At 71.5% G+C, this 25134-nt stretch carries 26 protein-coding genes; 13 read left to right on the top strand and 13 right to left on the bottom strand.

Annotated features, from left to right (window positions below):
* Position 1 precedes the first annotated feature (1 nt).
* Both ACIF83_RS17440 and ACIF83_RS17435 read left to right on the top strand, forming a co-directional pair.
* Positions 2–874 (top strand): acyl-CoA dehydrogenase family protein, encoded by an 873-nt coding sequence (locus ACIF83_RS17440; protein WP_399727664.1) that lies wholly within the window; start codon positions 2–4, stop codon positions 872–874.
* Positions 875–1358: 484 nt separating this feature from the next.
* Positions 1359–1823: an ATP-binding protein gene (locus ACIF83_RS17435; RefSeq protein ID WP_393472162.1), complete on the top strand. Its 465-nt coding sequence runs from the start codon at positions 1359–1361 to the stop codon at positions 1821–1823.
* A 234-nt stretch (positions 1824–2057) separates the two neighbouring features.
* Here the strand turns inward: ACIF83_RS17435 and ACIF83_RS17430 are convergent, their stop codons facing one another.
* On the bottom strand, positions 2058–2984 hold the full coding sequence (locus tag ACIF83_RS17430) for a cyclase family protein (RefSeq protein ID WP_399727661.1): 927 nt from the start codon (positions 2982–2984) through the stop codon (positions 2058–2060).
* Positions 2985–3070: 86 nt separating this feature from the next.
* Here ACIF83_RS17430 and ACIF83_RS17425 point away from each other — a divergent pair, with 86 nt between their 5' ends.
* The 4 genes from ACIF83_RS17425 (at position 3071) to ACIF83_RS17410 (ending at position 7639) form a co-directional block, all read left to right on the top strand.
* Entirely contained in the window at positions 3071–3982 is a 912-nt protein-coding gene (locus ACIF83_RS17425; RefSeq protein ID WP_393472156.1) for an SDR family oxidoreductase, read from the top strand.
* A gap of 124 nt (positions 3983–4106) precedes the next feature.
* Entirely contained in the window at positions 4107–5255 is a 1149-nt protein-coding gene (locus ACIF83_RS17420; RefSeq protein ID WP_399727658.1) for an acyl-CoA dehydrogenase family protein, read from the top strand.
* Positions 5255–6304, top strand: coding sequence for a Zn-dependent alcohol dehydrogenase (locus ACIF83_RS17415; RefSeq protein WP_399727655.1), 1050 nt, complete (start codon positions 5255–5257; stop codon positions 6302–6304). Before ACIF83_RS17420 ends, ACIF83_RS17415 begins: the two co-directional genes overlap by 1 nt.
* 111 nt (positions 6305–6415) lie before the next feature.
* On the top strand, positions 6416–7639 hold the full coding sequence (locus ACIF83_RS17410; RefSeq protein ID WP_399727652.1) for an MFS transporter: 1224 nt from the start codon (positions 6416–6418) through the stop codon (positions 7637–7639).
* 33 nt (positions 7640–7672) lie between these two features.
* Here ACIF83_RS17410 and ACIF83_RS17405 read toward each other — a convergent pair whose 3' ends face one another.
* Complete coding sequence (locus ACIF83_RS17405) at positions 7673–8701, bottom strand: GlxA family transcriptional regulator (RefSeq protein WP_399727976.1); 1029 nt, start codon at positions 8699–8701, stop codon at positions 7673–7675.
* 101 nt (positions 8702–8802) lie between these two features.
* On the opposite strand from ACIF83_RS17405, the gene ACIF83_RS17400 reads away from it, so the two are divergent.
* Complete coding sequence (locus tag ACIF83_RS17400) at positions 8803–10104, top strand: MFS transporter (RefSeq protein WP_399727649.1); 1302 nt, start codon at positions 8803–8805, stop codon at positions 10102–10104.
* A 13-nt stretch (positions 10105–10117) separates the two neighbouring features.
* On the opposite strand, the gene ACIF83_RS17395 is transcribed toward ACIF83_RS17400, so the two are convergent.
* Positions 10118–10726 carry a flavin reductase family protein gene (locus ACIF83_RS17395; RefSeq protein WP_393472145.1) on the bottom strand — a complete coding sequence of 203 codons (609 nt, stop codon included), beginning with the start codon at positions 10724–10726 and terminating at the stop codon, positions 10118–10120.
* An 80-nt stretch (positions 10727–10806) separates the two neighbouring features.
* Here ACIF83_RS17395 and ACIF83_RS17390 point away from each other — a divergent pair, with 80 nt between their 5' ends.
* Positions 10807–11736, top strand: a complete 930-nt coding sequence (locus ACIF83_RS17390; protein WP_399727645.1) for a hypothetical protein — start codon at positions 10807–10809, stop codon at positions 11734–11736.
* Between the two features lie 36 nt (positions 11737–11772).
* Here the strand turns inward: ACIF83_RS17390 and tgmC are convergent, their stop codons facing one another.
* The 5 genes from tgmC to ACIF83_RS17365 form a co-directional block, all read right to left on the bottom strand.
* Entirely contained in the window at positions 11773–12978 is a 1206-nt protein-coding gene (gene tgmC, locus ACIF83_RS17385; protein ID WP_398139184.1) for an ATP-grasp peptide maturase system methyltransferase, read from the bottom strand.
* A complete protein-coding gene (tgmB, locus tag ACIF83_RS17380; RefSeq protein ID WP_399727642.1) occupies positions 12975–13940 on the bottom strand; it encodes an ATP-grasp ribosomal peptide maturase in 966 nt (321 codons plus the stop codon). Before tgmB ends, tgmC begins: the two co-directional genes overlap by 4 nt.
* The gene (gene tgmA, locus ACIF83_RS17375) at positions 13940–14197 is read right to left on the bottom strand and encodes a putative ATP-grasp-modified RiPP (RefSeq protein WP_393472136.1); all 258 of its coding nucleotides are present in this window, start codon (positions 14195–14197) and stop codon (positions 13940–13942) included. Before tgmA ends, tgmB begins: the two co-directional genes overlap by 1 nt.
* A gap of 127 nt (positions 14198–14324) precedes the next feature.
* Positions 14325–14699: a DUF6415 family natural product biosynthesis protein gene (locus ACIF83_RS17370; protein ID WP_398139186.1), complete on the bottom strand. Its 375-nt coding sequence runs from the start codon at positions 14697–14699 to the stop codon at positions 14325–14327.
* On the bottom strand, positions 14696–14845 hold the full coding sequence (locus ACIF83_RS17365; protein WP_393472130.1) for a hypothetical protein: 150 nt from the start codon (positions 14843–14845) through the stop codon (positions 14696–14698). The genes ACIF83_RS17370 and ACIF83_RS17365 overlap by 4 nt, the downstream gene beginning before the upstream one ends.
* Before the next feature lie 230 nt (positions 14846–15075).
* Here ACIF83_RS17365 and ACIF83_RS17360 point away from each other — a divergent pair, with 230 nt between their 5' ends.
* Entirely contained in the window at positions 15076–15834 is a 759-nt protein-coding gene (locus ACIF83_RS17360; RefSeq protein ID WP_393472128.1) for a helix-turn-helix domain-containing protein, read from the top strand.
* Positions 15821–16288, top strand: coding sequence for an NUDIX domain-containing protein (locus ACIF83_RS17355; protein ID WP_393472125.1), 468 nt, complete (start codon positions 15821–15823; stop codon positions 16286–16288). The genes ACIF83_RS17360 and ACIF83_RS17355 overlap by 14 nt, the downstream gene beginning before the upstream one ends.
* Positions 16289–16326: 38 nt before the next feature.
* On the opposite strand, the gene ACIF83_RS17350 is transcribed toward ACIF83_RS17355, so the two are convergent.
* The 4 genes from ACIF83_RS17350 to ACIF83_RS17335 form a co-directional block, all read right to left on the bottom strand.
* Positions 16327–17115, bottom strand: a complete 789-nt coding sequence (locus ACIF83_RS17350; protein WP_399727637.1) for an enoyl-CoA hydratase/isomerase family protein — start codon at positions 17113–17115, stop codon at positions 16327–16329.
* Complete coding sequence (locus ACIF83_RS17345) at positions 17112–19331, bottom strand: acetate--CoA ligase family protein (RefSeq protein WP_399727634.1); 2220 nt, start codon at positions 19329–19331, stop codon at positions 17112–17114. The genes ACIF83_RS17350 and ACIF83_RS17345 overlap by 4 nt, the downstream gene beginning before the upstream one ends.
* 95 nt (positions 19332–19426) lie before the next feature.
* On the bottom strand, positions 19427–20614 hold the full coding sequence (locus ACIF83_RS17340) for a flavin-containing monooxygenase (RefSeq protein ID WP_399727631.1): 1188 nt from the start codon (positions 20612–20614) through the stop codon (positions 19427–19429).
* Positions 20615–20955: 341 nt separating this feature from the next.
* Positions 20956–22533 carry a subtype B tannase gene (locus ACIF83_RS17335; protein WP_399727628.1) on the bottom strand — a complete coding sequence of 526 codons (1578 nt, stop codon included), beginning with the start codon at positions 22531–22533 and terminating at the stop codon, positions 20956–20958.
* Between the two features lie 215 nt (positions 22534–22748).
* Here ACIF83_RS17335 and ACIF83_RS17330 point away from each other — a divergent pair, with 215 nt between their 5' ends.
* The 3 genes from ACIF83_RS17330 to ACIF83_RS17320 are packed head-to-tail and all read left to right on the top strand — an operon-like array spanning position 22749 to position 24494.
* On the top strand, positions 22749–23195 hold the full coding sequence (locus ACIF83_RS17330) for a DoxX family membrane protein (RefSeq protein ID WP_393472113.1): 447 nt from the start codon (positions 22749–22751) through the stop codon (positions 23193–23195).
* Entirely contained in the window at positions 23195–23584 is a 390-nt protein-coding gene (locus ACIF83_RS17325; protein ID WP_393472110.1) for a Zn-ribbon domain-containing OB-fold protein, read from the top strand. The genes ACIF83_RS17330 and ACIF83_RS17325 overlap by 1 nt, the downstream gene beginning before the upstream one ends.
* Before the next feature lie 16 nt (positions 23585–23600).
* Positions 23601–24494 (top strand): GNAT family N-acetyltransferase, encoded by an 894-nt coding sequence (locus ACIF83_RS17320; protein ID WP_399727624.1) that lies wholly within the window; start codon positions 23601–23603, stop codon positions 24492–24494.
* Here the strand turns inward: ACIF83_RS17320 and ACIF83_RS17315 are convergent.
* Positions 24463–24981, bottom strand: a complete 519-nt coding sequence (locus tag ACIF83_RS17315) for a hypothetical protein (protein ID WP_399727621.1) — start codon at positions 24979–24981, stop codon at positions 24463–24465. The two genes, ACIF83_RS17320 and ACIF83_RS17315, sit on opposite strands and share 32 nt — an antisense overlap.
* Positions 24982–25134: the final 153 nt, after the last annotated feature.

Here is a 25134-nt window from a genome sequence, read left to right as displayed (position 1 = left end):
CGTGCGCTTCCGACTCACCGAGGAGCAACGGGCGTTGCGGGCCGGGGTGCGGCAGCTGCTGGAGCGCCGGTTCGGCGCGGACGCGCTGCGGGCTGCCGTGGCCCGGCCCGGGCACCTGGACCGGGACCTGTGGCGGGAGCTGGGCGCTGCGGGCCTGTTCGCGCTGCGGGTTCCGGAGGCCGGGGGCGGGGTCGGCCTCGGGCTGCCGGAGGCGGTGCTGGTCTTCGAGGAGACCGGCCGCGCACTGCTGCCGGGCCCGGTACTGGCCACCCACCTCGCCGCCGGGACCGTACCCGGGGCGGCCACCGGGGAGAGGGTGGTGGCCCGTGTGGACGGCTCCCTGGTGGAGTGGCTGGACGCGGCGGACACCGTGACCGGGGACGCCTCCGGTGCCGTACCCCTGCGGTCCGTCGACCCGCTGACGCCCCTGCACCGGGTCCCCGGGCACGACGTCGGCGGGTCGGAGCCGGAGGCCGTGCTCCTCACCGCCGCCGAGCAGCTCGGCACGGCCACGCGCGCGTGCGAGCTGGCCGTGCAACACGCCCGGGCGCGGGAGCAGTTCGGGCAGCCGATCGGGGCCTTCCAGGCCGTCAAACACTTGTGCGCCGACCTGCTGGTGCGCGCCGAGACGGCCCGGGTGGCGGTCTACTCGGCCGCCGTGACCGCCGACCCCGCGGACATCGCCGCCGCCCGGCTGCTCGCCGACGAGGCCGCCGTGCGCGGGGCCCGCGACTGCCTCCAGGTGCACGGCGGCATGGGCTTCACCTGGGAAGCGGAGGTCCATCTGCATCTCAAACGGGCCTGGGCGCGGGCCCAGCGTTGCGGGGGGAGCACGGAGAGTGAGGAAGTGTTGGCCGCCGATCTGGTGGCCTGACCGTACGTCGACGCGCTGGGCTGGGCCGTGCGCAAAGCCATGGCCCAAGATGTCGCGGATCGTGGCGTACCGAAATCACAGAGCGTCGATACCGGGTTGTGTCCATCGCGTGACCCGTCACGTCCTGGAGTCGGCGCCTCACTCCGGTACCTTCTGTGGGATGCGAGTGGCTGCGAGCCCGAGCCGTGCCGGTGATGCCCCCGGGGTGACGCCGGAACAGGCCTGTTCGACTCCCCGCTGCGAGCGTCGCACAGTATGCCGCACGGGTAATCCTTCGCGCTGGAATATGCCCGAAGCGCTTGTTGGGGTGACTGTACGTCAACCATGCTGTCTCGTAAGGGAGTCACGTTCCGTGACCCTTGCGCTGGCCGTTGTCCTGGCCATGCAGAGAATGGCTACGATCGTGGCCCTTGTCGCGGTGCGTGCGCGGCGTCGGGTCATGTGTCCGCCGGTTCGGATGGTGTGAGCGGTGCAGGTGCTTCAGGTGCAGCTGGAAGTCCGGCCCGACCCCACGGAGGTGGGGCGAGCCCGGAGATGGGCCCGTTCACGCCTGGCCGGGTCCGGTATAGAAGCCGACGAGCAGCTTGCCGAGACGCTGATCCTGCTCGTCTCCGAACTGGTCACCAACGCCGTGGTGCACACCGGCCGTCCGGCCGTGCTGCGGCTGTCCCTGCCGCCGGGCACGGTCGAGTCCGCCACCGTCCGCCTCGAGGTGGCCGACACCAGCCCCCGCGCGCCTGTCCCGCGCTGCGCCGGCAGTAACGCCACCGGCGGCCGGGGCCTCGCGCTCGTCGACTGCCTCGCCGACCGCTGGGGCTGGAGCCCCGAGGGTGCCGGCAAGAGCATCTGGTGCGAGCTGGACCGCTGCGCGCAGCCCCGGGAGGGCGCAGCCGTGGCGTACGGGGGCGGGCGCTCCACGCGCGAGGACCTCGCGTTCGAAGCGGTGTAGGTCCCGGTGCGGCGTGCGCCGGGGGTGCATCCGTGCGCGGCCACCGTGAATCGGGCGTACGTGATGAATCGCCGTATCGGTGTTGACGGCTTGTGACCGTTTGAACACGCTTGTGGGCAACGATTCGCCGCGAGGGGACGGCGAGGACCCGGGTGGCGGCGGTCCTCGTCGAGCGTGAGTCGCACCGGGTGGCGGCGCGTGGTCGACGCAGGGGGGCGCGCCGCCGACCCGGCTTCAGAGAACAGCGATCGGTGCCACGGGTGTGCCTGTCGCGCCGACGAACGGCTCCGGCATCGCCGACAGCAGAAACGCGTACCGGTTCGTTTCTCCACAGGCTGTGGACAACTCTTCGAGATTCCAGTTCTGGCCCTGGAGCATCCCCATCTCCACCAGGTCCAGTGCGTGGACCGGCAGCCACAGATTCTCGATCTCGGGCGGAAAGATCTCAAAAGTGAGCGTGTCGTTCGCGACCGCGGCCACATCGCGTGCGTGGAACCACTCCGGGCAGCGCACCGAGAGCCCCGGTGACGGATAGCCGTACCCGTGCTTGTCCCCGGCCAGAAGGACCTGCACCTGCCCGGTCCGCACCAGGACCACGTCCCCGGCCCGCACCCGCACCCCGCCGAACTCCTCGGCCGCCTCCAGGTCCTCCGGCGTGACCGCGTGCCCACCCGCCAGCCGCTCCACGCCACGCGCGCGTGCCACGTCCAGCAGCACCCCGCGCGAGACGACGTGCCGCGCCTTGTCGATGCCGCTGAACTGTGCGCCGGCGTGCGGGGTGACCGTGTGCGCCGGGCGGCCGTTGTAGAGCTTCCCGGAGTGCGAGACATGGGTCAGCGCGTCCCAGTGGGTGCCCGCCTGCAGCCCCATGGTCACCGCGTCGTCGCTGCAGGCGACCGTGCCCGGCCCGAACAGTTCCTGGTTGATCTGCACCATCGCGTGCAGCGGATTGACCCGCCCCGGGATCATCCCGGTCTGCACGCCGTCCTGCTGGAGCGGGAGGGCGAGGGGGACGCGCCGGCCCGTGCGGACGCAGGCGGCGGCCGCACGGACGACCTCGTCGGTGATCAGGTTCAGGGTGCCGATCTCGTCGCCCGCCCCCCAACGACCCCAGTTGTTCACGCGCTTGGCGATCTCGTGGAACTCGGCGGGCAGTGACATCCGATGCCTCCCCGGGGCTTGTGTCCGCACATCTGACGCGCCATAAAATCTAACGGTCCGTCAGAAACCGCGGGAAGGGGCCGGGCGTGGGGAACTTCTTGGCAGGCAAGGTGGTCGCCGTGACGGGCGCCGGACGGGGCATCGGGCGCGCGGTCGCACGCGCGGCCGCGGCCGAGGGCGCGAAGGTCGTCGTCAACGACTACGGCGTCTCCATGGACGGGACCTCGCCGACCAGCGAGGTCGCCGAGGCAGTCGTCAAGGAGATCGAGGCGGCCGGGGGCGAGGCGATCGCCGTCGCCGACGACATCTCCACGATGGCGGGCGGGCAGCGGGTCGTGGACGCGGCGCTGGCGTCTTACGGCCGCATCGACGGGGTTGTGTGTGTGGCCGGGATCCTGCGTGAGCGGATGCTGTTCAACATGTCCGAGGAGGAGTGGGACCCGGTGCTCGCCACCCACCTCAAGGGCACGTTCACGGTGTTCCGGGCCGCCTCCGCCGTGATGCGGAAGCAGCGGGCGGGGACCTTGATCGGGTTCACCAGCGGCAACCACCAGGGCTCCGTCTCCCAGGCCAACTACAGCGCGGCCAAGGGCGGCATCATCTCGCTCGTCCGCAGCGCGGCACTGGGGCTGCACAAGTACGGGGTGACGGCGAACGCGGTGGCCCCGGTGGCGCGTACGCGGATGTCGGCGAACGTCCCGATGGAGCTGAAGGAGATCGGGGAGCCGGAGGACGTGGCCGCGCTGGTGGTGTACCTGCTGTCCGACGAGGCGAAGGAGCAGGGGGTCACCGGGCAGGTGTACACGATCGCCGGGCCGAAGATCGCGGTGTGGGCACAGCCGCGGGAACTCCGTTCGGTTCACGGGGAGGGAGCCTGGACGCCGGAGAGGATCGCGGAGGTTCTGCCGGGGTCGGTGGGGGTCGATCCGATGCCGATGCTGTCCCAGCTTTTGGCGATGGAAGAAGCGGCGCGGGGTGGTTCTCGGCCGAACGCCTGACAGCTCGGGGCGCATGGCGGTCCAGCGGCTGCGGGTTCGTCGTGGTTGATCGCGCCCACGCGGCGGAGCGGCATACCGGTACAGCCCCGCGCCCCTTACGGGGCACTCAAGCTTAGGGAGCTTCATGGATTTCGGGTTCACCGCAGAGGATGAGGGGTTCCGTGCCGAGGCTCGCGGGTGGCTTGCGGCGCACGCCGACAGCGCGCAGGACCGTCGTACCTGGGAACGCACTCTTGGGAAAGCCGGCTGGATCGGGATCGGCTGGCCCGAGGGTGGTTACGGCAATCGGACCGCCACCCTCACCCAGCAGGTCGCCTGGGCCGAGGAGTACGCGCGGTCGGGTGCGCCCCCGCGGTCGGGGCACATCGGGGAGAACCTGCTTGCCCCCACCCTGATCGTCCATGGCTCCGAGGAGCAGAAGAGCCGTTTCCTGCCGCCGGTCGCCGCCGGGGAGGAACTGTGGTGTCAGGGGTACAGCGAGCCGGGTGCGGGGTCCGACCTGGCCGGGGTGCGGACGTCGGCGGTGCGTGCGGGGGCGTCCTACCGGATCACCGGCCAGAAGATCTGGACCTCTCTCGCCCATGAGGCCGACTGGTGCTTCGTGCTGGCCCGGACCGATCCCGGGTCCCGTCGGCACCAGGGACTCAGCTTCCTGCTCGTTCCCATGGACCAGCCGGGGCGCATCGAGGTGCGGCCGATACGCCAGATGACCGGCACGAGCGAGTTCAACGAGGTCTTCTTCGACGGGGCACGCGCGCGCGTGGAGCACGTCGTCGGGGGAGAGGGCCAGGGCTGGCGGGTGGCGATGAGCCTGCTGGGCTTCGAGCGCGGGGTGTCGACGCTGGCCCAACAGATCGGATTCGCGGCGGAATTGGGTCGGGTCGTGCGGGCGGCCGTGCGTACCGGTGCCGTCGACGACCCGGTCGTACGGGCCCGGCTCGTGCGGCAGTGGGCCGAGCTGCGGGCCATGCGGTGGAACGCCCTGCGTACCCTCGGCGGCTCCGGTGACCCGGGCGCGCCCAGTGTGGCCAAGCTGCTGTGGGCGAACTGGCACCAGCGGCTCGGGGAGTTGGCGGTGCAGGTGCGCGGTGCGGAGGCTTCCGCGGGGCCTGCGGACTGGGCGCCGGCTGCGCCGTACGCACTCGACCCCGACCAGCATCTGTTCCTCTTCTCCCGGGCCGACACCATCTACGGCGGCTCGGACCAGGTCCAGCGCACGATCATCGCCGAGCGCGTGCTCGGTCTGCCGAGAGAGCCGAAGGGGGTCGTGTGATGCGCGGTGTGGTGTTCGACGGCAAGCAGGTGCAGGTGGTGGACGATCTGGCGGTACGGGAGCCGGGGCCCGGCGAGGTACTGGTGGCGATCTCGGCGGCCGGGCTGTGCCACAGCGACCTTTCGGTGGTGGACGGCACCATCCCCTTCCCGGTGCCGGTGGTGCTCGGCCACGAGGGCGCGGGCGTGGTGCAGGCGGTCGGTGCGGGTGTCTCGCATGTCGTGCCCGGTGACCATGTGGCCCTGTCCACGCTGGCCAACTGCGGGACGTGCCCGGAGTGCGACCGGGGGCGCCCGACCATGTGCCGCCAGGCGATCGGCCGTCCGGGCCGGCCCTTCAGCCGCGGGGACCGGCCGGTCCACCAGTTCGCCTGCAACTCGGCCTTCGCGGAACGAACGGTCGTGAAGGCGGTGCAGGCGGTCCGCATCCCGAAGGACATTCCGTTCTCGTCGGCCGCGCTGATCGGCTGCGGGGTGCTGACCGGGGTCGGCGCGGTCCTCAACCGGGCCCGGGTGGACCGCGGGGACACCGTGGTCGTCATCGGCACGGGCGGTATCGGCCTGAACGTCCTGCAGGGCGCGCGTCTTGCCGGGGCCCTGAGGATCGTGGCCGTGGACGCCAACCCGGCGAAGGAGGCGGTGGCCCGGCAGTTCGGCGCGACCGACTTCCTGACCTCGGCAAAGGGCGTGCGGGAGCTCCTGCCGACGGGCGCCGACCACGTCTTCGAGTGCGTGGGCCGCGTCGAGCTGATCCGCCAGGCCGTCGACCTCCTCGACCGCCACGGCCAGGCCGTCCTGCTCGGCGTGCCCCGGGCGAGCGCGGAGGCGTCCTTCGTCGTCTCCTCGATGTTCCTCGACAAGGCCATCCTGGGCTGCCGCTACGGCTCCTCGCGCCCCCAGCGGGACATCCCCCTCTACGCCGAGCTGTACCGCCAGGGCCGTCTGCTTCTCGATGAGTTGGTGACGGAGACCTATCCGGTGGAGGACTTCGAGAAGGCGCGGGCGGATGCGGAGGCGGGGCGGGTGGCGCGGGGGGTGCTGACGTTCTGAGCACCCTTGTCCGAGCCCCGTGAGTGCTGCGTGGGCTGCGTTTCCGCGAGTTGTCCACAGGCGGCGGGAAATGCGGCGGTGATTGTCCGTGCCGCCCCCTACCGTCGTCGCATGAGCTACCGCGATGTCGTCTCCCGACCGGTCCTGACCTGGGCCTTGGTGGCCGTCGGCGCCCGCATGCCGGTGGCCATGGCGCCGCTCGCCCTGGTCTTCCTGGTCCGCGAACACCCGGGTGGCTACCCGCTGGGCGCCGCACTCGCCGCGGTCTACGTCCTCGGCGAGATCCTCGGCGCTCCCGTCCTCGGCATGCGTCTGAACCCGCGGCGGGCTCGTTCCCACCTGGCGGTGGGTCTCGCCGCGGGTGCCGTCGGCTTCGCCGGGCTCGGCGCGCTGCCGGGCGCGCACCCCGTGATACTCGGGATGTTCGCGTTCCTCGCCGGTGCCGCCCCGGCGGCGGCCTCCGGGGGGCTGCGGGCCCTGCTCACCTCGTTGGTGCCCCGGCACGCGGCCGCGCAGGCGCTCTCGGTGGAGTCGATGCTGATGTCCGGCATCTGGGCGCTCTCCCCGGCCGCGGTCACCGGACTCGCGCTCGGTGTCGCCCCGGGCGTGCCGCTGCTGCTCGCGGCGGCCCTGATGGGGGCCTCGGTGCCGGGCCTGTGGCTGCTGCCCGAGGGCTGGCAGGCGGAGGAGCGGGCCGGGGGGACGTCGAAGCTCCGTGTCCTGGCCGGGGCCTGGCCGGCGTACGTCACCGGCGCCGCGGGCCTGTCCCTGCTCGCCCTCGCCGAACTCGTCCTGCCGGCCCTGCTCGAACAGCGCGGCATCGCCGTCGGCTGGTCCGGCCCGCTGCTCCTCGGCATGTCGGCGGCCGCGGGGGTGGGTGCGTTCCTGTACGGGCTGCGGTCCTGGCCGGGTCGCCTCGCCACCCGCAGCGTGGTGCTGCTGTGTGCGATGTCGGCGGCGGTGACCGGGGTCGCGCTGATACCGGGCGCAGCCGGCATCGCGGCCGCCCTGACCGTGGCGGGGCTGCTCCAGTCGGGAGCGATGCTCACCCGGAACCTGTCCCTGCGCGAGGCCCTCCCGCCGGGTGCGCTGGCCGCGGGCTACTCGGTCATGTACGCGGCGGTGGGCGCGGGATACGCGGCCACGGGTTCCCTGGCGGGTGCTCTGCTGCAGCTGGCGGCCCCCTCCACGGCGGTCCTGGCCGGCGTGGGGCTGACGTTGGTCCTCACCGGGATCGGCTGGTGGGGCGAGATGCGCAGGGAGCGGTCCCGGGGCCGGAGGGAGGCCGAGGCGGCCGACGGAAGCGGCCGCAGCAGGATGCCCACGGCCCTGTGACAGCTCTGCTCCGGTCCCTTCCGGCCTGCTCCGTCATCGGGTGGTCCCCGCCCCGTCGCCGACCCCCGCCCGGAACGTGCGCCGATAGGCCGTCGGGGTCACCCCGAGGGCCTGCTGCAGGTGCTGGCGCATCGACTGGGCCGTGCCGAAGCCCGCGTCGCGGGCCACCTGGTCGACCGAGAGGTCGGTGGACTCCAACAGGTGGCGGGCGCGTTCGACGCGCTGCTGGGTGAGCCACTGGCCGGGGCTGATGCCGACCTCCTCGCGGAAGCGGCGGGTGAAGGTGCGGACCGACATGGCCTCCTGCTCGGCCATGTCCCGCAGCTGGATCGGCTCGTGCAGGCGGCCGAGGGCCCAGGAGCGGGCCGCGGTGGTGGTGGCGAGCTGGGGGTCGGGGACGGGGCGGTGGATGTACTGGGCCTGGCCGCCGTCGCGGTGGGGCGGGACGACCGTGCGGCGAGCCACTTCGTTGGCGACGGCCGTGCCGTGGTCGCGTCGCACCATGTGGAGACACAGGTCGATCCCGGCGGCCACCCCGGCCGAGGTCAGGACGTCCCCGTCGTCGATGAACAGGACGTCCGCGTCCACCTTGATCCGCGGGAACATGCGCTGGAAGCGTTCGGCGTCCGCCCAGTGGGTCGTCGCCGGGCGGCCGTCCAGGCGTCCCGCGGCGGCGAGGACGTAGACGCCGGTGCAGATGGAGGCGAGGCGGGTGCCGGGGCGGATGCGGGCGAAGGCGGCGGTCAGTTCCTCGGTCAGCCTGCCCTCCTCGTACACCGGACCGAGTTCGTAGGACGCCGGGACGATCACCGTGTCGGCCGTCTCCAGCGCCTCCGGGCCGTGCGGGACGTGCACCGCGAAGTCGGCGTCCGTCTCGACCGGGCCGGGCGGCCGGACCGAGCAGGTCACGACCTCGTACAGGTACCGGCCCTCCGCGTCCCGCGGGCGGCCGAAGATCCGGTGCGGGATGCCCAGCTCGAAGGGGAGCAGGCCGTCCAGTGCGAGGACGGCGATCCGGTGCGGGCGGAACTCCTGGCCGACGGCGATGTCCTGTTCCTTCATGGCCCGACCCTTCGCGACCCGATTCTCCATGGCCCGATCCTAACGAATGCTGACCTTCGGGCCACTCGATGTGCGGGGTCCGGAACAGGACCCTCTATGACGTGACTCAGACAACCGAAGCCGCAGCTCCCGTCCAGGCCCCGCCCGCCCGGCGCCACCGTGTGCACCGGGCCTGGTTCGTCGCCGCCGTCACGTTCGTCACGATCATCGGCGCGGCCGCCTTCCGTTCCCTGCCCGGCCTGCTCATCGACCCCCTGCACCAGGACTTCGGCTGGTCGCGCGGCACGATCGGCGCGGCCGTCTCGATCAACCTCGCGCTGTACGGGCTCACCGCGCCCTTCGCCGCCGCGCTGATGGACCGCTTCGGCATCCGCAAGGTGGTCGCCGTGGCGCTGACGGTGATCGCACTCGGCTCCGGACTCACCGTGTGGATGACGGCGGCCTGGCAGCTGCTGCTGTGCTGGGGACTGCTGGTCGGCCTCGGCTCGGGTTCGATGGCCCTGGCCTTTGCCGCGACGGTCACCAACCGCTGGTTCACCGAGCGGCGCGGGCTGGTCAGCGGCATCCTCACCGCCGCCTCCGCCTCCGGTCAGCTGATCTTCCTGCCGCTGCTGTCCTGGATGGTCGAGTCCTACGACTGGCGTCCGGCCGCCGTGACGGTCGCGCTCGCCGTGCTCGCCGTCGTCCCGTTCGTGTGGCTCCTGCTGCGTGACCACCCGGCCGACGTGGGCCTGAAGCCGTACGGCGCCCAGGAGTTCGTGCCGAAGCCGGCGCCGGTCACCGGGGCCGCCCGCCGCACGCTCAAGGTCCTCGGCTCGGCCGTGCGCACAGGTCCGTTCTGGCTGCTCGCCGGCACCTTCGCGATCTGCGGTGCCTCCACCAACGGCCTGATCCAGACCCACTTCGTGCCCGCCGCCCACGACCACGGCATGCCCGTCACGGCGGCGGCCTCGCTGCTCGCGGTCATCGGTGTGTTCGACGTCGTCGGCACGATCGCCTCCGGCTGGTTCACCGACCGCTTCGAACCGCGCCGCCTGCTCGCCGTCTACTACGCCCTGCGCGGCATCTCGCTCCTCTTCCTCCCCATGCTGCTGGGGCCGTCCGTGCACCCCCCGATGATCTTCTTCATCATCTTCTACGGCCTCGACTGGGTGGCCACCGTCCCGCCCACCCTGGCCCTGTGCCGGGAGCAGTACGGCGAGGACAGCGCCATCGTCTTCGGCTGGGTGCTGGCCTCCCACCAGGTCGGCGCGGCTCTCATAGCCTTCCTCGGCGGCGTCGCCCGCGACGTCTTCGGCACCTACGACATGGTCTGGTACGCCTCCGGCACCCTGTGCGCGGCGGCGGCCCTGATGGCCCTGGTGATCAGGCGCACCTCGACTCCCGTGCCCGCGCTGTCCTGACCGCAGGAAGGGGTCAGCTCCCGTCGAGCCGCCCGAACCGCCCCCGGTGGAAGATCAGCGGATCCCCCCGCCCGTCGGCCCCGAGGGCGACCACCCGGCCCACGACGACGAGGTGGTCGCCTCCGGTGTGCACCGTGTGGATCGTGCAGTCGATCCAGGCGGCGGCGCCGGTGAGGCGCGGGGAACCGGAGGCGGGCGCGGTGTCGTACGCCACCCCCGCGAACTTGTCCGCGCCGCTCACCGCGAAGGCCCGGCACAGTTCGCCCTGGTCGGCGCCGAGGACGTTGACGCAGAAGACGCCCGCGCGGGCAATGCGCGGCCAGGTCGTGGACGTACGGCCGACCATGAAGCAGACCAGGGGCGGGTCCAGGGAGAGGGAGGAGAAGGACTGGCAGGCGAAGCCCGCGGGGGAGGCCGAACCGTCGGCCGGCGGTGCCGTGATCACGGTCACCCCGGTCGCGAAGTTCCCCAGCACGCGCCGGAACTCCGCCTGGTCCACCGGTGCCCGCTCGTCCTCGCGGACGCACCGCAACTCCGGGCGCGGCAGCGCCTCCACGGGCCCCGGTGCCGGAGCCGACCTGAGGTAACGGACGGCGGCGGCCGCCGCCCCTGCGTGTCCCATCACACATCCATTGAAGCTGACGGTGTGTCAGATGGGAAGGGGTCGGTGAGTGGCCGAAAGCGTGCCCGTACGCTGCGCCCATGGGGTGGGAAAAGACGTGTGCAACGCAGCCGAGCGCCGGGCTGACCTGGGCACCCGATGATCTGAGCGCGGCGGCGGCCCTCGGGGGCGCCCAGCTGCCGGCGGCCGGACTGCTGTGGTGGATCTACGAGACCACCACCCAGGACAGCTACGGGGCCGGGCTGGGCGGGGCCCTCGGCGCGCTGTGTTTCCTCCTCTTCGCGCCACTGCTGCTGCCCATCCTCGGCATGCTGTCGGCGTTCGTGCTGACCCTGCCCTCGGTGGTGCTCGCCCGGCTCGCGGGCCGGCACTTCCCCGGCCCGGGGTGGATCTGGCATGTGACGGCCCCGGTCGGCCCCGCCCTCCTCTGGGGCGTACCGGCCGGCGTGCTCTTCGGGTGGCCGCTCGGCGCCACGGTCGCCGCTCTGGCCGCCCTGGGGCTCCTGCCGACCCTCTGGGTCGGCCTCGTCCGCAGGCGGGCCTGGCGTCCGGCGGGCGTGTGGTGGCGGGCTGCGATCGGCTCGGTCGTCCTCTTCGTGCTGGCCTTCGGCGGCGCGGCGCTCGCCACCGAGACCGGTCTGATCCAGGAGTACGAGCCCCCGAAGCTGACCCCCGCCCAGCTGGCCGGGGTCTGGCGGGGCGAGAGCGGGGCCGAGCTGCGGCTGCGCCCCGACGGCAGCGCCGAGGCCGTCAAGCTGCCCACGCAGCCCTCGTTCGACGACGACCACTTCCAGGACTACGTCCGGTGCCAGGGATCCGGCACCTGGGAGCCCGACGACGACTCGGACAACACCGACCGGGACGGCGTGCTGCTCAAGCTCGACGGCGACTGCGGCGAGGACACCCACTGGTCGATCAGCGGCAGCGAGGACGCCCCCGAGCTGTTCGTGCTCTTCGGCGACCCGGACGGGGGCACCCTGTGGAAGCTGGAGCGGGCCGCCGCGTCCTGAGTCTCACACCGGCGGGTCCGGGCCGCCGCAAGAGGGTCAGGCGACGCGGTGTACCCATCGCAGCTCACGCGTGTCGGTAACCCACGTGGTCCGGCTCGGAGTGGTGATCTGCCGGCCGCCGATCCAGTACGTGTGCGAGCGGTCGGTGATGTGGAGCCGTACTGAGCTGATGCCTGGCTCGTCGGCGCGCTGCCAGGCGGTCAGCGCCTCCTCGATGTCGTCCCAGAGGGCGACCGGCCCGCCCTGCCGTACGGTCCAGTCCGCGCCGTCCCCGGTGAACGCGGCGAAGGACTCACGTTCGTCATCGAACAGGTAGATGCTGTGGACCCCGTTGGCGGAGGTGCGCAGCAGGTGGGCGGCAGGGGCGGTGAGCTGGGCCAGAAAGGCCGGCATCCACTCGTCCAGCAGCGACGGTGGGATACGGGTGGGCCGCTCGGAGTCGACGTAGGCGGTCCGCGCCGACAGATCGACGCCCTCGTGACCTACGGCCTGGGAGCGGGCCTGCATGAAGGACGAGCGACCGATGATCCGGCCTTCGGCCGTGCCGTCCTCGCGGACGGTGACCTTGGCCAGGCCCGTGCCGTACGGCCATGAGCCGATGGTGGACAGGATGATTCCGCCCGGCTTGGTCTGCCGCACCCAGGTGTACGGAATGCGGTGCACGGCACAGGTGGCGATCACCCGGTCGTAGGGCGCCCGCCGGGGGTGTCCCAGGAGTCCGTCACCGGTCACGGTCCACGTCGAGAACCCGGCGGCCTCCAGTGCGGCGTCGGCCCGGGCTGCGACGTCGGGGTCGACCTCGACCGTGGTGACGTTGTCCTCGCCGATTCGGTGGCACATCAGGGCGGTGGAGTAGCCGGTGCCGGTGCCGATCTCCAGCACGGTGTGCCCGTCGTCCATGTCCAGGTGCTCGATCATCGCGGCGACGGTTACCGGTGTCGTGGACGAGGAGGTGGGGTTGCCGTCGACAACTCCCGCTGCGTGGTCGGCGGTCAGGTGCCCGTCGAGCTGGGTGACCAGCGATTCCTCCCGGTAGGCGATCCGCGCCCACTCCTCCGGGACCGTGCCAAGAGCGGTCACCGGCCGCCAGCGGCCGTCCTCGGTCGGCAGGAACACCCCTGGATGCAGGAACAGTTCGCGCGGCACGGCTTCGACCGCCGACCGCCAGACAGGGCTGAGGATTCCGGCCTTTTCAAGGCGGTCGGCCAGGGCTCGCCGCGCAGCTGCGGTGTCCAGGCTCATCGGCGGGTGCTCCCTTCGGTGAGCAGGTCGGCGAACGCGGCAGCCATCGGCAGGCCGGTGGCTTGTTGCAGCCAGCCCCATTGGCCGTTCGGGTTCAGCTCCAGGAAGTACAGCTCGCCGTCCCGGCCTACCGCCAGGTCGAAGCTGCCCGACACCAGGCCGAAGTGATCCAGGAAGGCGAGCAACTGCTTGTGCACCTGGCACGTCAGATCCACCACGCTGTAGGACAGTGCGGAGTAGTCCTTGCGCCAGTCCAGTAGCCCGGATTCGATCCGGACGGCGAACATCTGCTCGCCGACGACCAGGACACGCAGGTCGGCCGCCTTGTCCACGACGGCCTGGAACAGATGCGGTGTCGCCGCGATCGACTCGTCCAGTTCGTCTGCGGTGACCGGCTCGGCCCAGCTCGTCAGGTTGTTGCCGCCCCGTTCGTACGGGGTCCAGCGCAGTGTTTTGTAGATCACTTCACCGTGGGATGCAATGAACTCGCGTGCGCATTCGAGTCTGTTGGTGACCAGTGTGGCCGGAACGGTGAGGCCGAGTCGCTGTGCGACGGCGAGTTGGCGGGGCTTGTGGTCGGCGGCGGCCTCCCGCATCGGCTCGTTGACCCACCTGGCATCCTCCAAACCGTGGAGGATGCCGCCGAGGCCGTGGCGGGTCTGCGCGGCCGCATAGCGAGCGTCCTCTGTGTCCAGGTGCTCGAACCGCGGCCACACCGGGCGTCTCCAGTACACGGCCCGCGTATGTTCCAGCATGACGGTTCTCGACCGGGTACGGAGCTGCCCGACCACAGGGGCCGGGCAGACACCGAACCGGGCCGAGACCGTCAGACCGTCTCCGATGTCGGCGGGGTTGAACCTGGCCACCGGCACACCGCGCCGGTTCAGTTCGCTGATCACCATGTCCGCTGTGACGTCGATCGGTTCAGTGGCCACCAGGACGGGCCTGTCGGTCTCGGTCATCAGTCCTGGTTGCTGTCCTGGTCGTGGCCGGAGTCGTTTCGGGAGTCCTGGTTCGTGACGGTGGACGTCTCGGTGCCGGTGCTGGTGCCGTGCTTGCCCATCTCCACGATCCTGCCGTCACCGTCGCGGAACACGCCGGTCTGGGTGTCCGGGTCGATGGTGACTGAGGTGAACGGCATCGGGACGACCGTCGGGTAGGGGCCGAGACGCCCCAGTCCCCACGGGCGGACGGGCGCGACCTGCGAAGCGGTGCTCATTGAGTCTCCTCACGGTTTCTTGGTTGGATACTGGGGTTGCGACCCTGACCCTGCGGTCGCCATGGGAGTGCGTCAGCCGTACGTCCGCGTCGGCAGCGAGCCGAGGACCTGGGCCTGCTCACTGCTGCTACTCGGCGCGCAGGTTCTGGTAGTGATCGCACAGGGCGTTGACACAGCGGGCGAGCTTCCGCACCACGGCCACGCGAGTGGGCGGCGTGCAGCCATCCCCGAGCCGCAACTTTCTCCGTGCCTCCCCCACACAGGCCAGGGCGCAGTACCGGCGGGTGCTCTTCTTCGGCAGTTGCCCGGCCTGCCGCTCTACCTCGGGGATCAGCAACTCCAGGTGGTCGCGCAGCATCACGGTGAGGGTGTCCAGCTCCTCCGGTCCCGGGAGCAGCGCTTCCGGAGCATCGTCGGGCCCCAGCAGCATGGCCGCGGTCGAGCGCATCGTCGCAATGTCGACCGGCTGCGTGGCGTTGCTGCTCTCGACCGTGGCGCTCACCGGCGCACGGTCCGTCGGCACCGGAAGCACATGCACGGCGGATACGCGGTGCTCAGCATCGGTAGCGGCTGGTTCCCGTACGTCACGGTGACCGTGCCCCGGTGCTGGGTGATCGTGCCGTAGCGGTCCACAGAGTAGACACGCATCGTCATGCCGCCCCGTGGGCCAGAAGCGGGTGGGGCTGTAGCGTTCGTCATGTCGACGCTCCCTTGAAGCGTTGGCCACGCCCCCGGACCGGTCGCACGGTCGCGGGGGTCTGTTGAGTTACCCGCCCACACTTGCAAGTTGACGGGTGCGTTCCTACTGCGCCCCGAGACCGTTTGGCACGGAGCAGGAATACGCTTGGAAAGCGTCCCTAACGTCCCAGGGGGTACCCGTGAACGAAGCGCTGCGCCGCGCCATGGCCGGAGCGCACGTGACCGACCGGCAGTTAGCCGAAAAGTGCGGTGTCGACATCAAGACGGTCGGCCGGTGGATCACGGAGACGGGACGCGTTCCCCGAGCCCGCCACCGTTGGGCCGTCTGCGAGGCTCTTGGAGAGGACGAGGCGGTGTTGTGGCCAGCAGCAGCGAAGAAGGCGATCAAGGTCGGGCCGGACCGCGAGATCGTCTCCGTCTACCCGTACCGCTCCGGTTGCCCTGCCTCGCTATGGCGGTCAATGATCACCAAAGCTGAGCGAGAACTGACCTTCGCCGGATACACGAACTACTTCCTGTGGCTCGAACAAGCCCGGTTCGGTACGGCACTCCGGCGCAAGGCAGCGCTGGGATGCCGTGTGCGTTTCCTGCTCGGCGACCCCGACAGCGACCTGACGCGGTCGCGAGAAGAGGACGAAGACGTTGCGCTCACCCTGTCCACACGGATCAGGGTGACGCTCGCCGAGCTGGAGAAGATCAGGACTCAAGCGGGCATCGACGCACGTTTCAGCAGCGGGCACGCGCACCTGTCCGTATTCCGCTTCGACGACGACATGATCGTGACGCCACTGCTGACGCACAGCGTCGGGCACGACGCCCCGACGCTGCACCTGCACCGACACCAGGACGACGGCATCTTCGACCGCTTCGCGTCGCACGTCGAGGAACTGTGGCGCCGGGGGACCCCGGTATGGGAGGAGAACGATGGGCAGGCGTGACTACGAGGACGATCCGACCGCCCCGGTAGCGAACAGCCTGGTCCCAGCTGCGTCCGCCGTTGTCGTTGACGACAGCGGGCGTATCTTGCTCCAGCGCCGAAGCGACAACGGTATGTGGGCTCTTCCCGGAGGTGCCATGAACATCGGCGAGTCCCTGCCGGACTGCGCCGTTCGCGAAACCCGCGAGGAGACCGGCCTCGACGTCGAGATCGTCGGCATCGTCGGCACCTACACCAATCCCCGTCACGTCTTCGCCTACGACGACGGCGAAGTACGCCAGGAGTTCTCCATCTGCTTCCTGGCACAGCCTGTGGCTGGCCACCTCGCGGTGTCCGAGGAATCCACGGACGTCCGCTGGTTCGAGCCCGCAGAGGTTGACGCCCTACCCATGGTTACCAGCATTCGGAAGCGCGTGAACGACTGGCGGAACGGCAACATGCCTGCCCTGCGCTAGCTGACACGCCGTACGCACCACGCGTCCTACGACGAGCCTCACCGCCCCCGGAACTCCGGGCTCCGTCGTCCCACGAACGCCCGCAGCCCCTCCTGGGCGTCCTCGGTCGTCATGTTGATCTCCTGCGCGGCCGCCTCGGCGGTGAAGGCGGTGGCCCGGTCGGCGTCCAGGGAGGCGTTCACCAGTTGTTTGGTGAGGGCTAGGGAGCGGGTCGGGCCGGCGGCGAGGCGGGTCGCCCACTCGCGGGCGGTCTTCTCCAGCTCGCCGTCCGGGACCACCCGGTTGACCAGGCCCAGCCGTTCGGCGTCCGTCGCCGAGAGCGCGTCCCCGAAGAACATCAGCTCCTTGGCCCGGTGCGGACCGATCAGCCGGGGCAGGAGATAGGCGCCGCCGCCGTCGGGTACGAGTCCGCGTCGGACGAACACCTCGATGAAGCGGGCCGATTCGGCCGCCAGGATCAGGTCGCAGGCGAACGCGAGGTGTGCGCCGAGCCCGGCAGCGGTGCCGTTCACCGCGGCGATCACCGGCTTCTCGCAGTCCAGTACGGCCGAGACGAGCCGCTGTGCGCCCACCCGGAGGACGCGGGCCACGTCACCGGGGATCCGCTGCGCGGCGCTGCCCGAGCCGCCCCGCAGGTCCGCTCCCGCGCAGAATCCCCGGCCGGTTCCGGTGAGGACGACCGCTCGTACGCCGGGATCCGCCGACGCCTCCTCCAGCAGTCCGATCAGACGGTCCCGCATTCCGGGTGTGAGCGCGTTGAGGGCCTCGGGGCGGTCGAGGGTGATGTGCGAGACCTGCTCCCGGACGTCGTGCCCGAGGTCGCTCATCGGCACACCACCAGCGCGTCCAGCGCCACCGCGCCCTGCCCGCGGGGCAGCACCATCAGTGGGTTGATGTCCAGCTCGGCGATCTGCTCGCCGAGTTCGAGGGCCATGCGCTGCACGCGCAGCACGACCTCCACGAGTGCGTCGAGGTCGGCCGGCGGGCGGCCCCGGACTCCGTCCAGCAGGGCCCGTCCGCGTAGTTCGGCGAGCATGTCGCGGGCCTGCTCCTCACCGAACGGCGGCACCCGTACGGCCGCGTCGCGCAGCACCTCGACCAGCACCCCGCCGAGCCCCACGGTCACGGTCGGCCCGAACAGTTCGTCGTGGGTCACCCCGACGACCATCTCGACGCCCTGCTCGACCATCTGGCACACCAGGACACCGTCCAGCGAGACGCCCTCGTAGCGGGCGATGTCGGTCAGCTCGCGGTAGGTGTCCCGGACCTGGCTGGCCGAGGTGAGACCGATCTTCACCAGGCCCAGTTCCGTCTTGTGGGCGATCTGCGCGCCGGACGCCTTCATCACCACCGGATAGCCGACCTGCCCGGCCGCGCGGACGGCGGCCGCCGCGCTGGTCACCAGCTGTTCGCGCGGCACCCGGATGCCGTAGGCGCGCAGCAGCTGTTTGGCCGCGTGCTCGCTGAGCTGCTGCCCTGGCCGCATCAGGGCGTCGGCCTTGCGGAAGGAGGGGGAGGGGATGCGCGGGGCCTCGTCGAAGGGGGAGCGGTAGCCGCCGACGAAGCGGTGGTGGTCGAGCCAGGCGCGGACGGCGGTGAGGCAGTTGCCCACCGTGCGGAAGGTGGCCACACGGGAGGAGCCGAGCAGGACCTCCCGGTACGCCGGCTCCGTGCCGACCGGCGACCCCCACACCACGCACACCAGCTTGTCCGTCTCCTGCGCGGCCTCGACGAGATCGCGTACGAGCTTGTCGCTGAGGGGCGGGAAGGGACCGGTGACCGGGCAGATCAGCACCCCGACCTCCGGGTCGGCGAGGATCGCGTCGATGATCTTCCGGCCGCGCCAGTCGCCGACCGGATGTCCGCCGTTGTCCACCGGGTTGGCGACGCTCAGGTACTCCGGGATCCACTGGTGCAGCTCGGCCTGCCGGTCCTCCGACAGCCTGGGCAGCCGCAGCCCGATCCCGGCGGCCAGGTCGGCGACGTGCGCACCCGTGCCACCGGAGATGGAGTAGACGACGACCCCGTCGGCCTGCGGAGCCCGCGCCCGGGCCAACAGGGCGGCCGTGTCCTGGAGTTCGTCGAGGGCGTCGACGCGGATGACGCCGTACTGCCGCATGGCCGCGTCCACCACGTCGTCGGCGCCGGTGAGCTTGCCGGTGTGCGAGGCGGCCGTACGGGCTCCCGCCTCCGTGCGGCCCACCTTCACCGCGACCACCGGAACCTGGCGGCGGGCGGCGCGGTCGGCGGCCAGCAGGAAGGCGCGGCCGTCCTTGAGGCCCTCGACGTAGCAGGCGATGGCGCCGACCTCGGGCTGCTCGGCGAAGTAGGAGATGAAGTCGGCGGTCTCCAGGTCGGCCTCGTTGCCGGTCGGGGCCCAGTGGGAGAGCCGGACACCCAGTTCCTGCAGGGCGAAGACGGGCCTGCCCTGGTGCCCGGACTGGGTGATCAGCGCGATGGCCGGTCCCTCCAGGTCGTCCCGGAAGCGCTCGAAGGCGTTCAGGTTGGTGTTCGGTCCGAGCAGCCGCAGCCCCGACCGCCGTACGGCGTCCGCGAGCCGCTCCTGCGCCTCGGCCCCCGCCTCGCCGGTCTCGGCGAACCCGGAGGCGAAGGCGACCGCGAACTTCACCTTCGCCTCGGCGAGTTCCTCGATCACCGGCAGCGGGTCGGCCACCAGCAGCACCGCGAGGTCGACCTGTTCCGGCAGGTCGGCGACCGAGGCGGAGCACGGGATGCCGAACACGGACGGCCGGGTCGGATGCACCGGGTGCACCCGCGCCCCCACCCGCTCGGCCCAGCCCAGCAGTTGCCGGGTGATCCCGGTGTTCGGCCGCCCCTCGGCGTCCGAGGCGCCGATGACGGCGACCGACCCGGGCCGGAAGAACCGCGCCAGATCCGGTACGTCCGCGTACAGCGGCCGCCCGCCGACGTCGAGGTCGTCGACCTGATCGTGGACGACGGGTCCGGGCCGCTGCTCACCGCAGGCGATGACCCGGGCCCGGCGGGAGTCGGTGGTGAGGGTGCCGTGGGTTGATCCAAGCATCGTTCCGCCCGCTCCTGTGAGACAGCCACATCAACTGACGCTCTGTCAGATTACTTGAACTGACGGAGTGTCAGGAATGGGTCGGAACGGCAAAGTTACCGTCCGGTGCGGAACTCCTTGGCCACACCCTTCGCGATCTTCTCGGCGTCCAGCGCCAGTTCGCGGAACATCCCGCTGATCGGGTTGGTGAAGCCGGTGAAGTACAGCCCGGGTGCCTGGGCGGTCGTACGGCCGCCGTGCACCGTCGGTCTGCCCCGGTCGTCCAGTACCCCGAGATGCCCGACCAGCCCCTCCAGCGCCCGCTGGTACCCCGTCGCGGCGATCACGGCGTCCGGCTCGACGCGGGTGCCGTCCGCGAGGACCACCTTCCCGTCCTCGAAGGAGTCGACGGCGGCCACGATCTCCACCTTCCCCTTCCGTACGGCGTCGATCAGGCCGACGTCCTGGACCGGGATGGCACCCTGCTTGACCCTGCTGTACAGGCCGGTGTCCGGGCGGGGCAGGCCGTGGGCGGACAGGTCCGGGACGCCGACCCTGGCCTGGAGCCGGGACACCCGGTCCACGAACCGCACCGGAAGCCGCCGTACCAGCACACCCGAGTACTGCGCGGGCCAGCCGAGGGTGGAGCGGCGCACGATGTGCGGGACGGTGCGCACCGCCAGCCGCACCCGCGCGGCCCCGCCCTCCACCAGGTCCACGGCGATCTCGGCGCCGGTGTTGCCGACGCCGACCACCAGCACGTCCCGGCCCGCGTAGGGCGCGGCGTTCCGGTAGCCGCCGGCGTGCAGGAACTCCCCGCCGTAGCCGTCCAGGCCCGGCCACTCGGGCAGGCGCGGGGTGTGGTTGAAGCCGGTGGCGACGACCACCGCGCTGCCGGTCAGCTCCCGCCCGCCGGAGGCGTGCAGCAGCCAGCCCGTCCCGTCCGCCGACCGCTCGACGCGGAACACCTCCACACCGGTGACGATCTCCAGCTCGTGGTGCTCGGCGTACTTCTCCAGGTACCGCACCACATTGTCCCGGGACACCCAGCGGCCGAACCTCCGCGGCATCGCGAGCCCGGGCAGGGCGGACAGGCGGCGGGTGGTGTGCAGATGGAGCCGGTCGTAGTGGCGCCGCCAGGAGGCGCCCACCTGGTCGGCCTTCTCCAGCACCACGGCGCGTATGCCCCGCGCCCGCAGCGCGTACGCGGCGGCGAGTCCGCCGGGACCGGCGCCGATGACGTACACGGGACGGTCGGCGGGGGTCGCGGAGAGGTGCGCGGGGGAGGGGCGGGAGACGGCCATGAGCGGGAGCGTAATCACCCACCCCGTTGATGGGTCTCGGTCAAGACCGGAATTGGTTGCGGATTGATCACATCGGTGGGAGATGTGAGTGGGGCAGGTGTCGTAGGCATCTCGGATGGGCGGAAGTGGTGCACGAACGCCGCGACGCCCTGCCCCGGTGCGCAGGGGCCGGGCGTCGCGGCGGGGCGGTGTCCGAAGGATGACGGGAGACGGACACCGCGGTCCTCTGCCGGGCCTGCCGGCACTCCTGTGCCGGGGCATCCGGTAGTCCTCCACCGGGGCTTCCGGTAGTCCTCCACCGGGGCTTCCGGTAGTCCTCCACCAGGCCTTCCGGTACTCCTCTACCGGGCCTTCCGGTACCCGGTGACCTCGGCGATCCACTTGACGAAGTCACCGGGGTCGGTGTTGGCGCCGTGGCCCTGGTCCCAGTAGTAGAGGTGGCTGACGTCGTCGCCGAGGCCAGCTGCGGCCGCCGCGAGGTTGGCGGACACGGTCAGCGAGGTGTCCGAGTCCTTGGTGCCGAGTCGGATCCACCAGTGCCTCGAGCGGCCGGGGTTGGCCTTCCGGGCCAGGAAGTGCATCGGGTTCATCAGCCGCAGCTTCTCGGGGATGTCGCCGTCGAGGCGCGTGCCGGTGGCGCCGGTGGTGTCGTGCTTCAGGCTGTACGCCGTGAAGTGGCGGAACCCAGTCGTCCCGGCGCCGAACTCGTTGTTCTCGCCGGCCGACAGGTCGAAGGCGTCGAAGGCCGGGGTGGTCTTCTTGCGGGCGCCCACGTGGGTGAGGAAGTCGGCCCAGGTGAAGGTGGCCCTGCCGTTCTTCCAGGTGATGAAGGTGTTCGCGGCGAGGTAGGCCGCGCGGTCGGAGTCCGACAGGTCCGTGAGGTACTTGGTCGCCGAGGGCTCCAGGTACTGCTTGACGAGGTAGTCGTCGAGGTTGCGGGCGGTGAGCGGACCGAAGCCGTTCAGGCCCTCGAGATGGAGGCCGGCCTGGTACTCGGCGAACTGCGCGACCAGGTCCTTGGAGACGCTCTGGTCGACGACCTTGCCGGTGGACCGGGTGACGTTCGTGCCCCAGTTCCACTCGTAGGCGCCGTCGGCGTGCTCGAGGTCGGTGATCGGGCACCAGGCGCCGGTGGCGAAGATCGCGTCACTGGCATCGGCCGCGCCCAGCTCCCTGAGGTACCGGTCGTACAGCGGGCTGTCGCCGGACGCGCCGAGCAGCGCGGACACGGCACCGCCCGCGCTGGTGCCCGCCGAGACGATCCGGTCGACGTTCCCGGGGATGCGGCCCTTGTTGAACCGCACGTACCGCACCGCCGCCTTGAGGTCGACGATCACGGCCGGCGCGGTGCCGTAGTACTCGCCGTCGGAGTTCTTGAGGGTACGGCCGCGGGCACCGGGCTCGACGACGACGTAGCCGGCGGCCAGGGCCAGGAGCTGGTTGGTGTTCAGGGCGCCGCCGGTGGCGTTGGTGCTGCCGCCCGGGGCGGAGGCGCTGGGCGCGGCGCTGCCGGAGGGCATGCCGCCCGGTGCGCCGCCGCCGGCCATGCTCGCGCCGCCGATCCCGGTCGCGTCGGCCACCGAGGAGGGCATGTACCCGCCGACGGAGTTCGCGAACAGGATCGGTGCGCCGGAGGCGTCCACGGCGGTGCCGTCGATCTCGACGGGGACGCTGACGTTGAGGCTCTGGTAGGTCGTGTCGACCGGGTTGGCGACGTAGGTGATCGCCTTCCAGAAGTGGTACGTCACCGCGTGGTCGGTGCCGTCGGTGTCCGTGACCGTCGTGGTCAGCTTGGTGTAGCCGTCCGGGTCGAAGACCAGCGAGTCGGCCGATGCCGAGGCCGCCGAGTCGCTCGACGCCTGCGCGCTCAGGGCGATTCCGCCCACCGCCGCGACACCGGCGGTGGCGCCGATGCCCATGACCACGGTCCTGCGCCCTACTGCCCTGTGCTTCACCTTGCTGCCTCTCGTCCCGCCGGCTACTGCCCTTGCGCTCGCGAACGTAATTCGATGCCAACGAAATCGTCAACAATCTGCGGGCGATTCACAGGGCGGACACAGCCCCGCGGCGAACGCACAGCGAATCGACTGCAACACCCTCGGCTTTCGTTGCTATCTGACGTACCGTCAGATACATGGACGCGATCTGGCTCGACGGCGCGGAGTGGCTCGCGGTGCTGCGCATAGGCCTCGGCCTGTGGTGGCTGGAGAGCTGGCGGCACAAGGACAAGAAGACGTGGTTCGAGGGCGGCGGTATCGCCTGGGCGGCGGGGGTGGCGGAGAAGCACCGCTGGGCCCCGGTGCGGGCGGGCTTCGAGACGGTGGTGACGCCGCGGCCGAAGCAGATGGCGTACGTGGTGGCCTACGCCGAACTCGCCCTGGGACTCGGCCTGATCCTCGGCTTCCTGACCCCGGTGGCCCTGCTGGGCGGCCTGGCCCTGAACGTCCTCTACTTCGTCCTCATGATCCACGACTGGGCGGAGCAGGGGCAGAACTCGATGATGGCGCTGATCTCCCTGGTCGGCTTCTTCGGAATGGCGGGCCAGACGTGGTCGGTGGACGCGGCGCTGGGGTGGTTCTGATGGGCGCGGCGCGTTTCGACGAGCCGGAGATCGACTCCTTCACCCGCCCCTACTGGGCGGCGGCGGAGGAGGGACGGCTGCTGATCCGTCGCTGCGCCACCTGCGGCCGGGCCCACCACTACCCCCGCGAGTTCTGCCCGCACTGCTGGAGCGAGGACGTGACCTGGGAGGAGGCGAGTGGCCGGGCGACCCTCTACACCTGGTCCACGGTCCACCGCAACGACCTCCCGCCCTTCGGCGACCGCACCCCGTACATCGCCGCGGTGGTGGACCTCGCGGAGGGCCCTCGGATGATGACGGAGCTGGTGGAGTGCCAGGACATGGCCGCCGGGATGCCCCTGCGGGTGACGTTCCGGGAGGGAAAACCGGTGTTCGGGCCGGCCTGCTGAGCGGAACCATGGAGGGATGCATCCGGACGCCTGGCACCTGACCCACGACCTGGACGACTTCCTCACCCGCGCCGACGACTTCCTGCGCTCCCGGCCGGCCCTGCACACCGTGCAGCTGACCGTGACGGATGCGCTGCGCAGACAGGGGCTGCGGGCCTTCGGCGAGGAGGCACCGCTCTTCGGGACACTGAGCGACGAGACCGGCGGGGTCCGGGCAACTCTCCTGCACACCCCGCCCTTCCCGGTCAACGCCACCCTGCTCGCCGCGGCGGAGGCCGACGGGCTGGCGGCCCGGCTGGTGGATGTCGGCCGCCCGGTCTCCGGCATCTCCGCCGAGCACGACACGGCGGCCGCCTTCGCGGCGGCCTGGCAGCGGCGCACCGCCACGGCGGGCGAGATCCACCAGCGACAACGGCTCTATCGGCTCGCGGAGTTGACCGCACCGGAGCGGCTGCCCGAGGGGCGGCCCAGGGTGGCCGGCCCGGCCGACCGGGACCTGCTGATGCGCTGGTACGGCGAGTTCATGGCAGCGGCCGGCCTGCGCGCCGGCCCGGACGCGGGCGAGTGGACCGACGTGCGCCTCGCCCACGACGGCCTCACTCTCTGGGAGATCCCCGACGGCACCCCCGTCGCCATGGCCGGGGTGACACCGGCGACGGCGGGCCAGGTGCGGGTGCAGACGGTGTACACCCCGGCGCACCTGCGCGGCCGTGGCTACGCGAGCGCGGTGACCGCCGAGGTGAGCCGGGCGGCTCTTGAGTCCGGGACGGGGGAGATCCTCCTGTTCACCGACCTCGCCAACCCGACCAGCAACGGGCTCTACCAGCGGATCGGCTACCGGGGCGTGGCGGACTTCGCGGTGTGGGAGTTCGCGGACCTCAGTCCCGGCCGCCCATCGGGCGCACACTGATCGACCAGGGCCCGTCGGACCGGGCGTACGGCAGGCAGGGGCCGGACAGGGGGACCTCCCCGGTCCACGGGCCGACGTGGTTGGCCGGTTGGTCGAGGAAGCCGGAGCCGTCGGGCTCGAAGACGTCGGCGAGGAAGCAGCCGCCGTCGGAAGAGCGCGGAGTGCCCGTGTGATGCAGCTGGGCGATGGCCGGGCCGCCCTCGTGGCGCAGGACGTCCGAGGCCTCGCGCTCGGCATGGTCGTCGAGGACGACGGCGTCGGCGAGGCCGGTCACCTCGACCGTCCACGGGCCGTCCGCCTGGATCCGCAGCGCACGCACGGGACGGTCGTCGGCATTGACCAGTGCCCGGCAGGCGAAGGGGCCGTCGGTGTGGGCGAGTTGGCGGCCGGAGCGCATCCTGCCGTCCAGGGCGTCCACCACGAAGTGGCCCGGGCCGTGGTGCGTGATGCCGAGGATCACCGGCTCGGCGCCGGCGGTCAATTCCACCACCCGGCTCCCGCCGCCGGACACCCGCTGCAACACCGGCCGCCCGCCCTGAGCAGCGTCGGCGCCGCCGGGGGCGCGACCGGGGCCGGCCCGGCCGTCTTGGCCACACCGCTCAGTGCCACCGGCCCCGCTCCCGGCGCCGCTTGTGTACGA

Origin of the sequence: Streptomyces sp. NPDC085866 (genome assembly GCF_044541035.1) — a bacterium.
Classification (GTDB): Bacteria; Actinomycetota; Actinomycetes; order Streptomycetales; family Streptomycetaceae; genus Streptomyces.
This window is presented reverse-complemented; position numbering and strand designations above follow the sequence as displayed.

Coding starts and splice junctions, on each gene's coding strand:
- ACIF83_RS17430 (WP_399727661.1), bottom strand. CDS start 2,984: ATGTCACTGCCCGCCGAGTTCCACGAGATCGCCAAGCGCGTGAACAAC.
- ACIF83_RS17420 (WP_399727658.1), top strand. CDS start 4,107: ATGGATTTCGGGTTCACCGCAGAGGATGAGGGGTTCCGTGCCGAGGCT.
- ACIF83_RS17415 (WP_399727655.1), top strand. CDS start 5,255: ATGCGCGGTGTGGTGTTCGACGGCAAGCAGGTGCAGGTGGTGGACGAT.
- ACIF83_RS17410 (WP_399727652.1), top strand. CDS start 6,416: ATGAGCTACCGCGATGTCGTCTCCCGACCGGTCCTGACCTGGGCCTTG.
- ACIF83_RS17405 (WP_399727976.1), bottom strand. CDS start 8,701: ATGAAGGAACAGGACATCGCCGTCGGCCAGGAGTTCCGCCCGCACCGG.
- ACIF83_RS17395 (WP_393472145.1), bottom strand. CDS start 10,726: ATGGGACACGCAGGGGCGGCGGCCGCCGCCGTCCGTTACCTCAGGTCG.
- ACIF83_RS17390 (WP_399727645.1), top strand. CDS start 10,807: ATGGGGTGGGAAAAGACGTGTGCAACGCAGCCGAGCGCCGGGCTGACC.
- tgmC (WP_398139184.1), bottom strand. CDS start 12,978: ATGAGCCTGGACACCGCAGCTGCGCGGCGAGCCCTGGCCGACCGCCTT.
- tgmB (WP_399727642.1), bottom strand. CDS start 13,940: ATGACCGAGACCGACAGGCCCGTCCTGGTGGCCACTGAACCGATCGAC.
- tgmA (WP_393472136.1), bottom strand. CDS start 14,197: ATGAGCACCGCTTCGCAGGTCGCGCCCGTCCGCCCGTGGGGACTGGGG.
- ACIF83_RS17365 (WP_393472130.1), bottom strand. CDS start 14,845: ATGCGTGTCTACTCTGTGGACCGCTACGGCACGATCACCCAGCACCGG.
- ACIF83_RS17355 (WP_393472125.1), top strand. CDS start 15,821: ATGGGCAGGCGTGACTACGAGGACGATCCGACCGCCCCGGTAGCGAAC.
- ACIF83_RS17350 (WP_399727637.1), bottom strand. CDS start 17,115: ATGAGCGACCTCGGGCACGACGTCCGGGAGCAGGTCTCGCACATCACC.
- ACIF83_RS17345 (WP_399727634.1), bottom strand. CDS start 19,331: ATGCTTGGATCAACCCACGGCACCCTCACCACCGACTCCCGCCGGGCC.
- ACIF83_RS17340 (WP_399727631.1), bottom strand. CDS start 20,614: ATGGCCGTCTCCCGCCCCTCCCCCGCGCACCTCTCCGCGACCCCCGCC.
- ACIF83_RS17335 (WP_399727628.1), bottom strand. CDS start 22,533: ATGGGCATCGGCGCCACCGCCGGTGTCGCGGCGGTGGGCGGAATCGCC.
- ACIF83_RS17330 (WP_393472113.1), top strand. CDS start 22,749: ATGGACGCGATCTGGCTCGACGGCGCGGAGTGGCTCGCGGTGCTGCGC.
- ACIF83_RS17325 (WP_393472110.1), top strand. CDS start 23,195: ATGGGCGCGGCGCGTTTCGACGAGCCGGAGATCGACTCCTTCACCCGC.
- ACIF83_RS17320 (WP_399727624.1), top strand. CDS start 23,601: ATGCATCCGGACGCCTGGCACCTGACCCACGACCTGGACGACTTCCTC.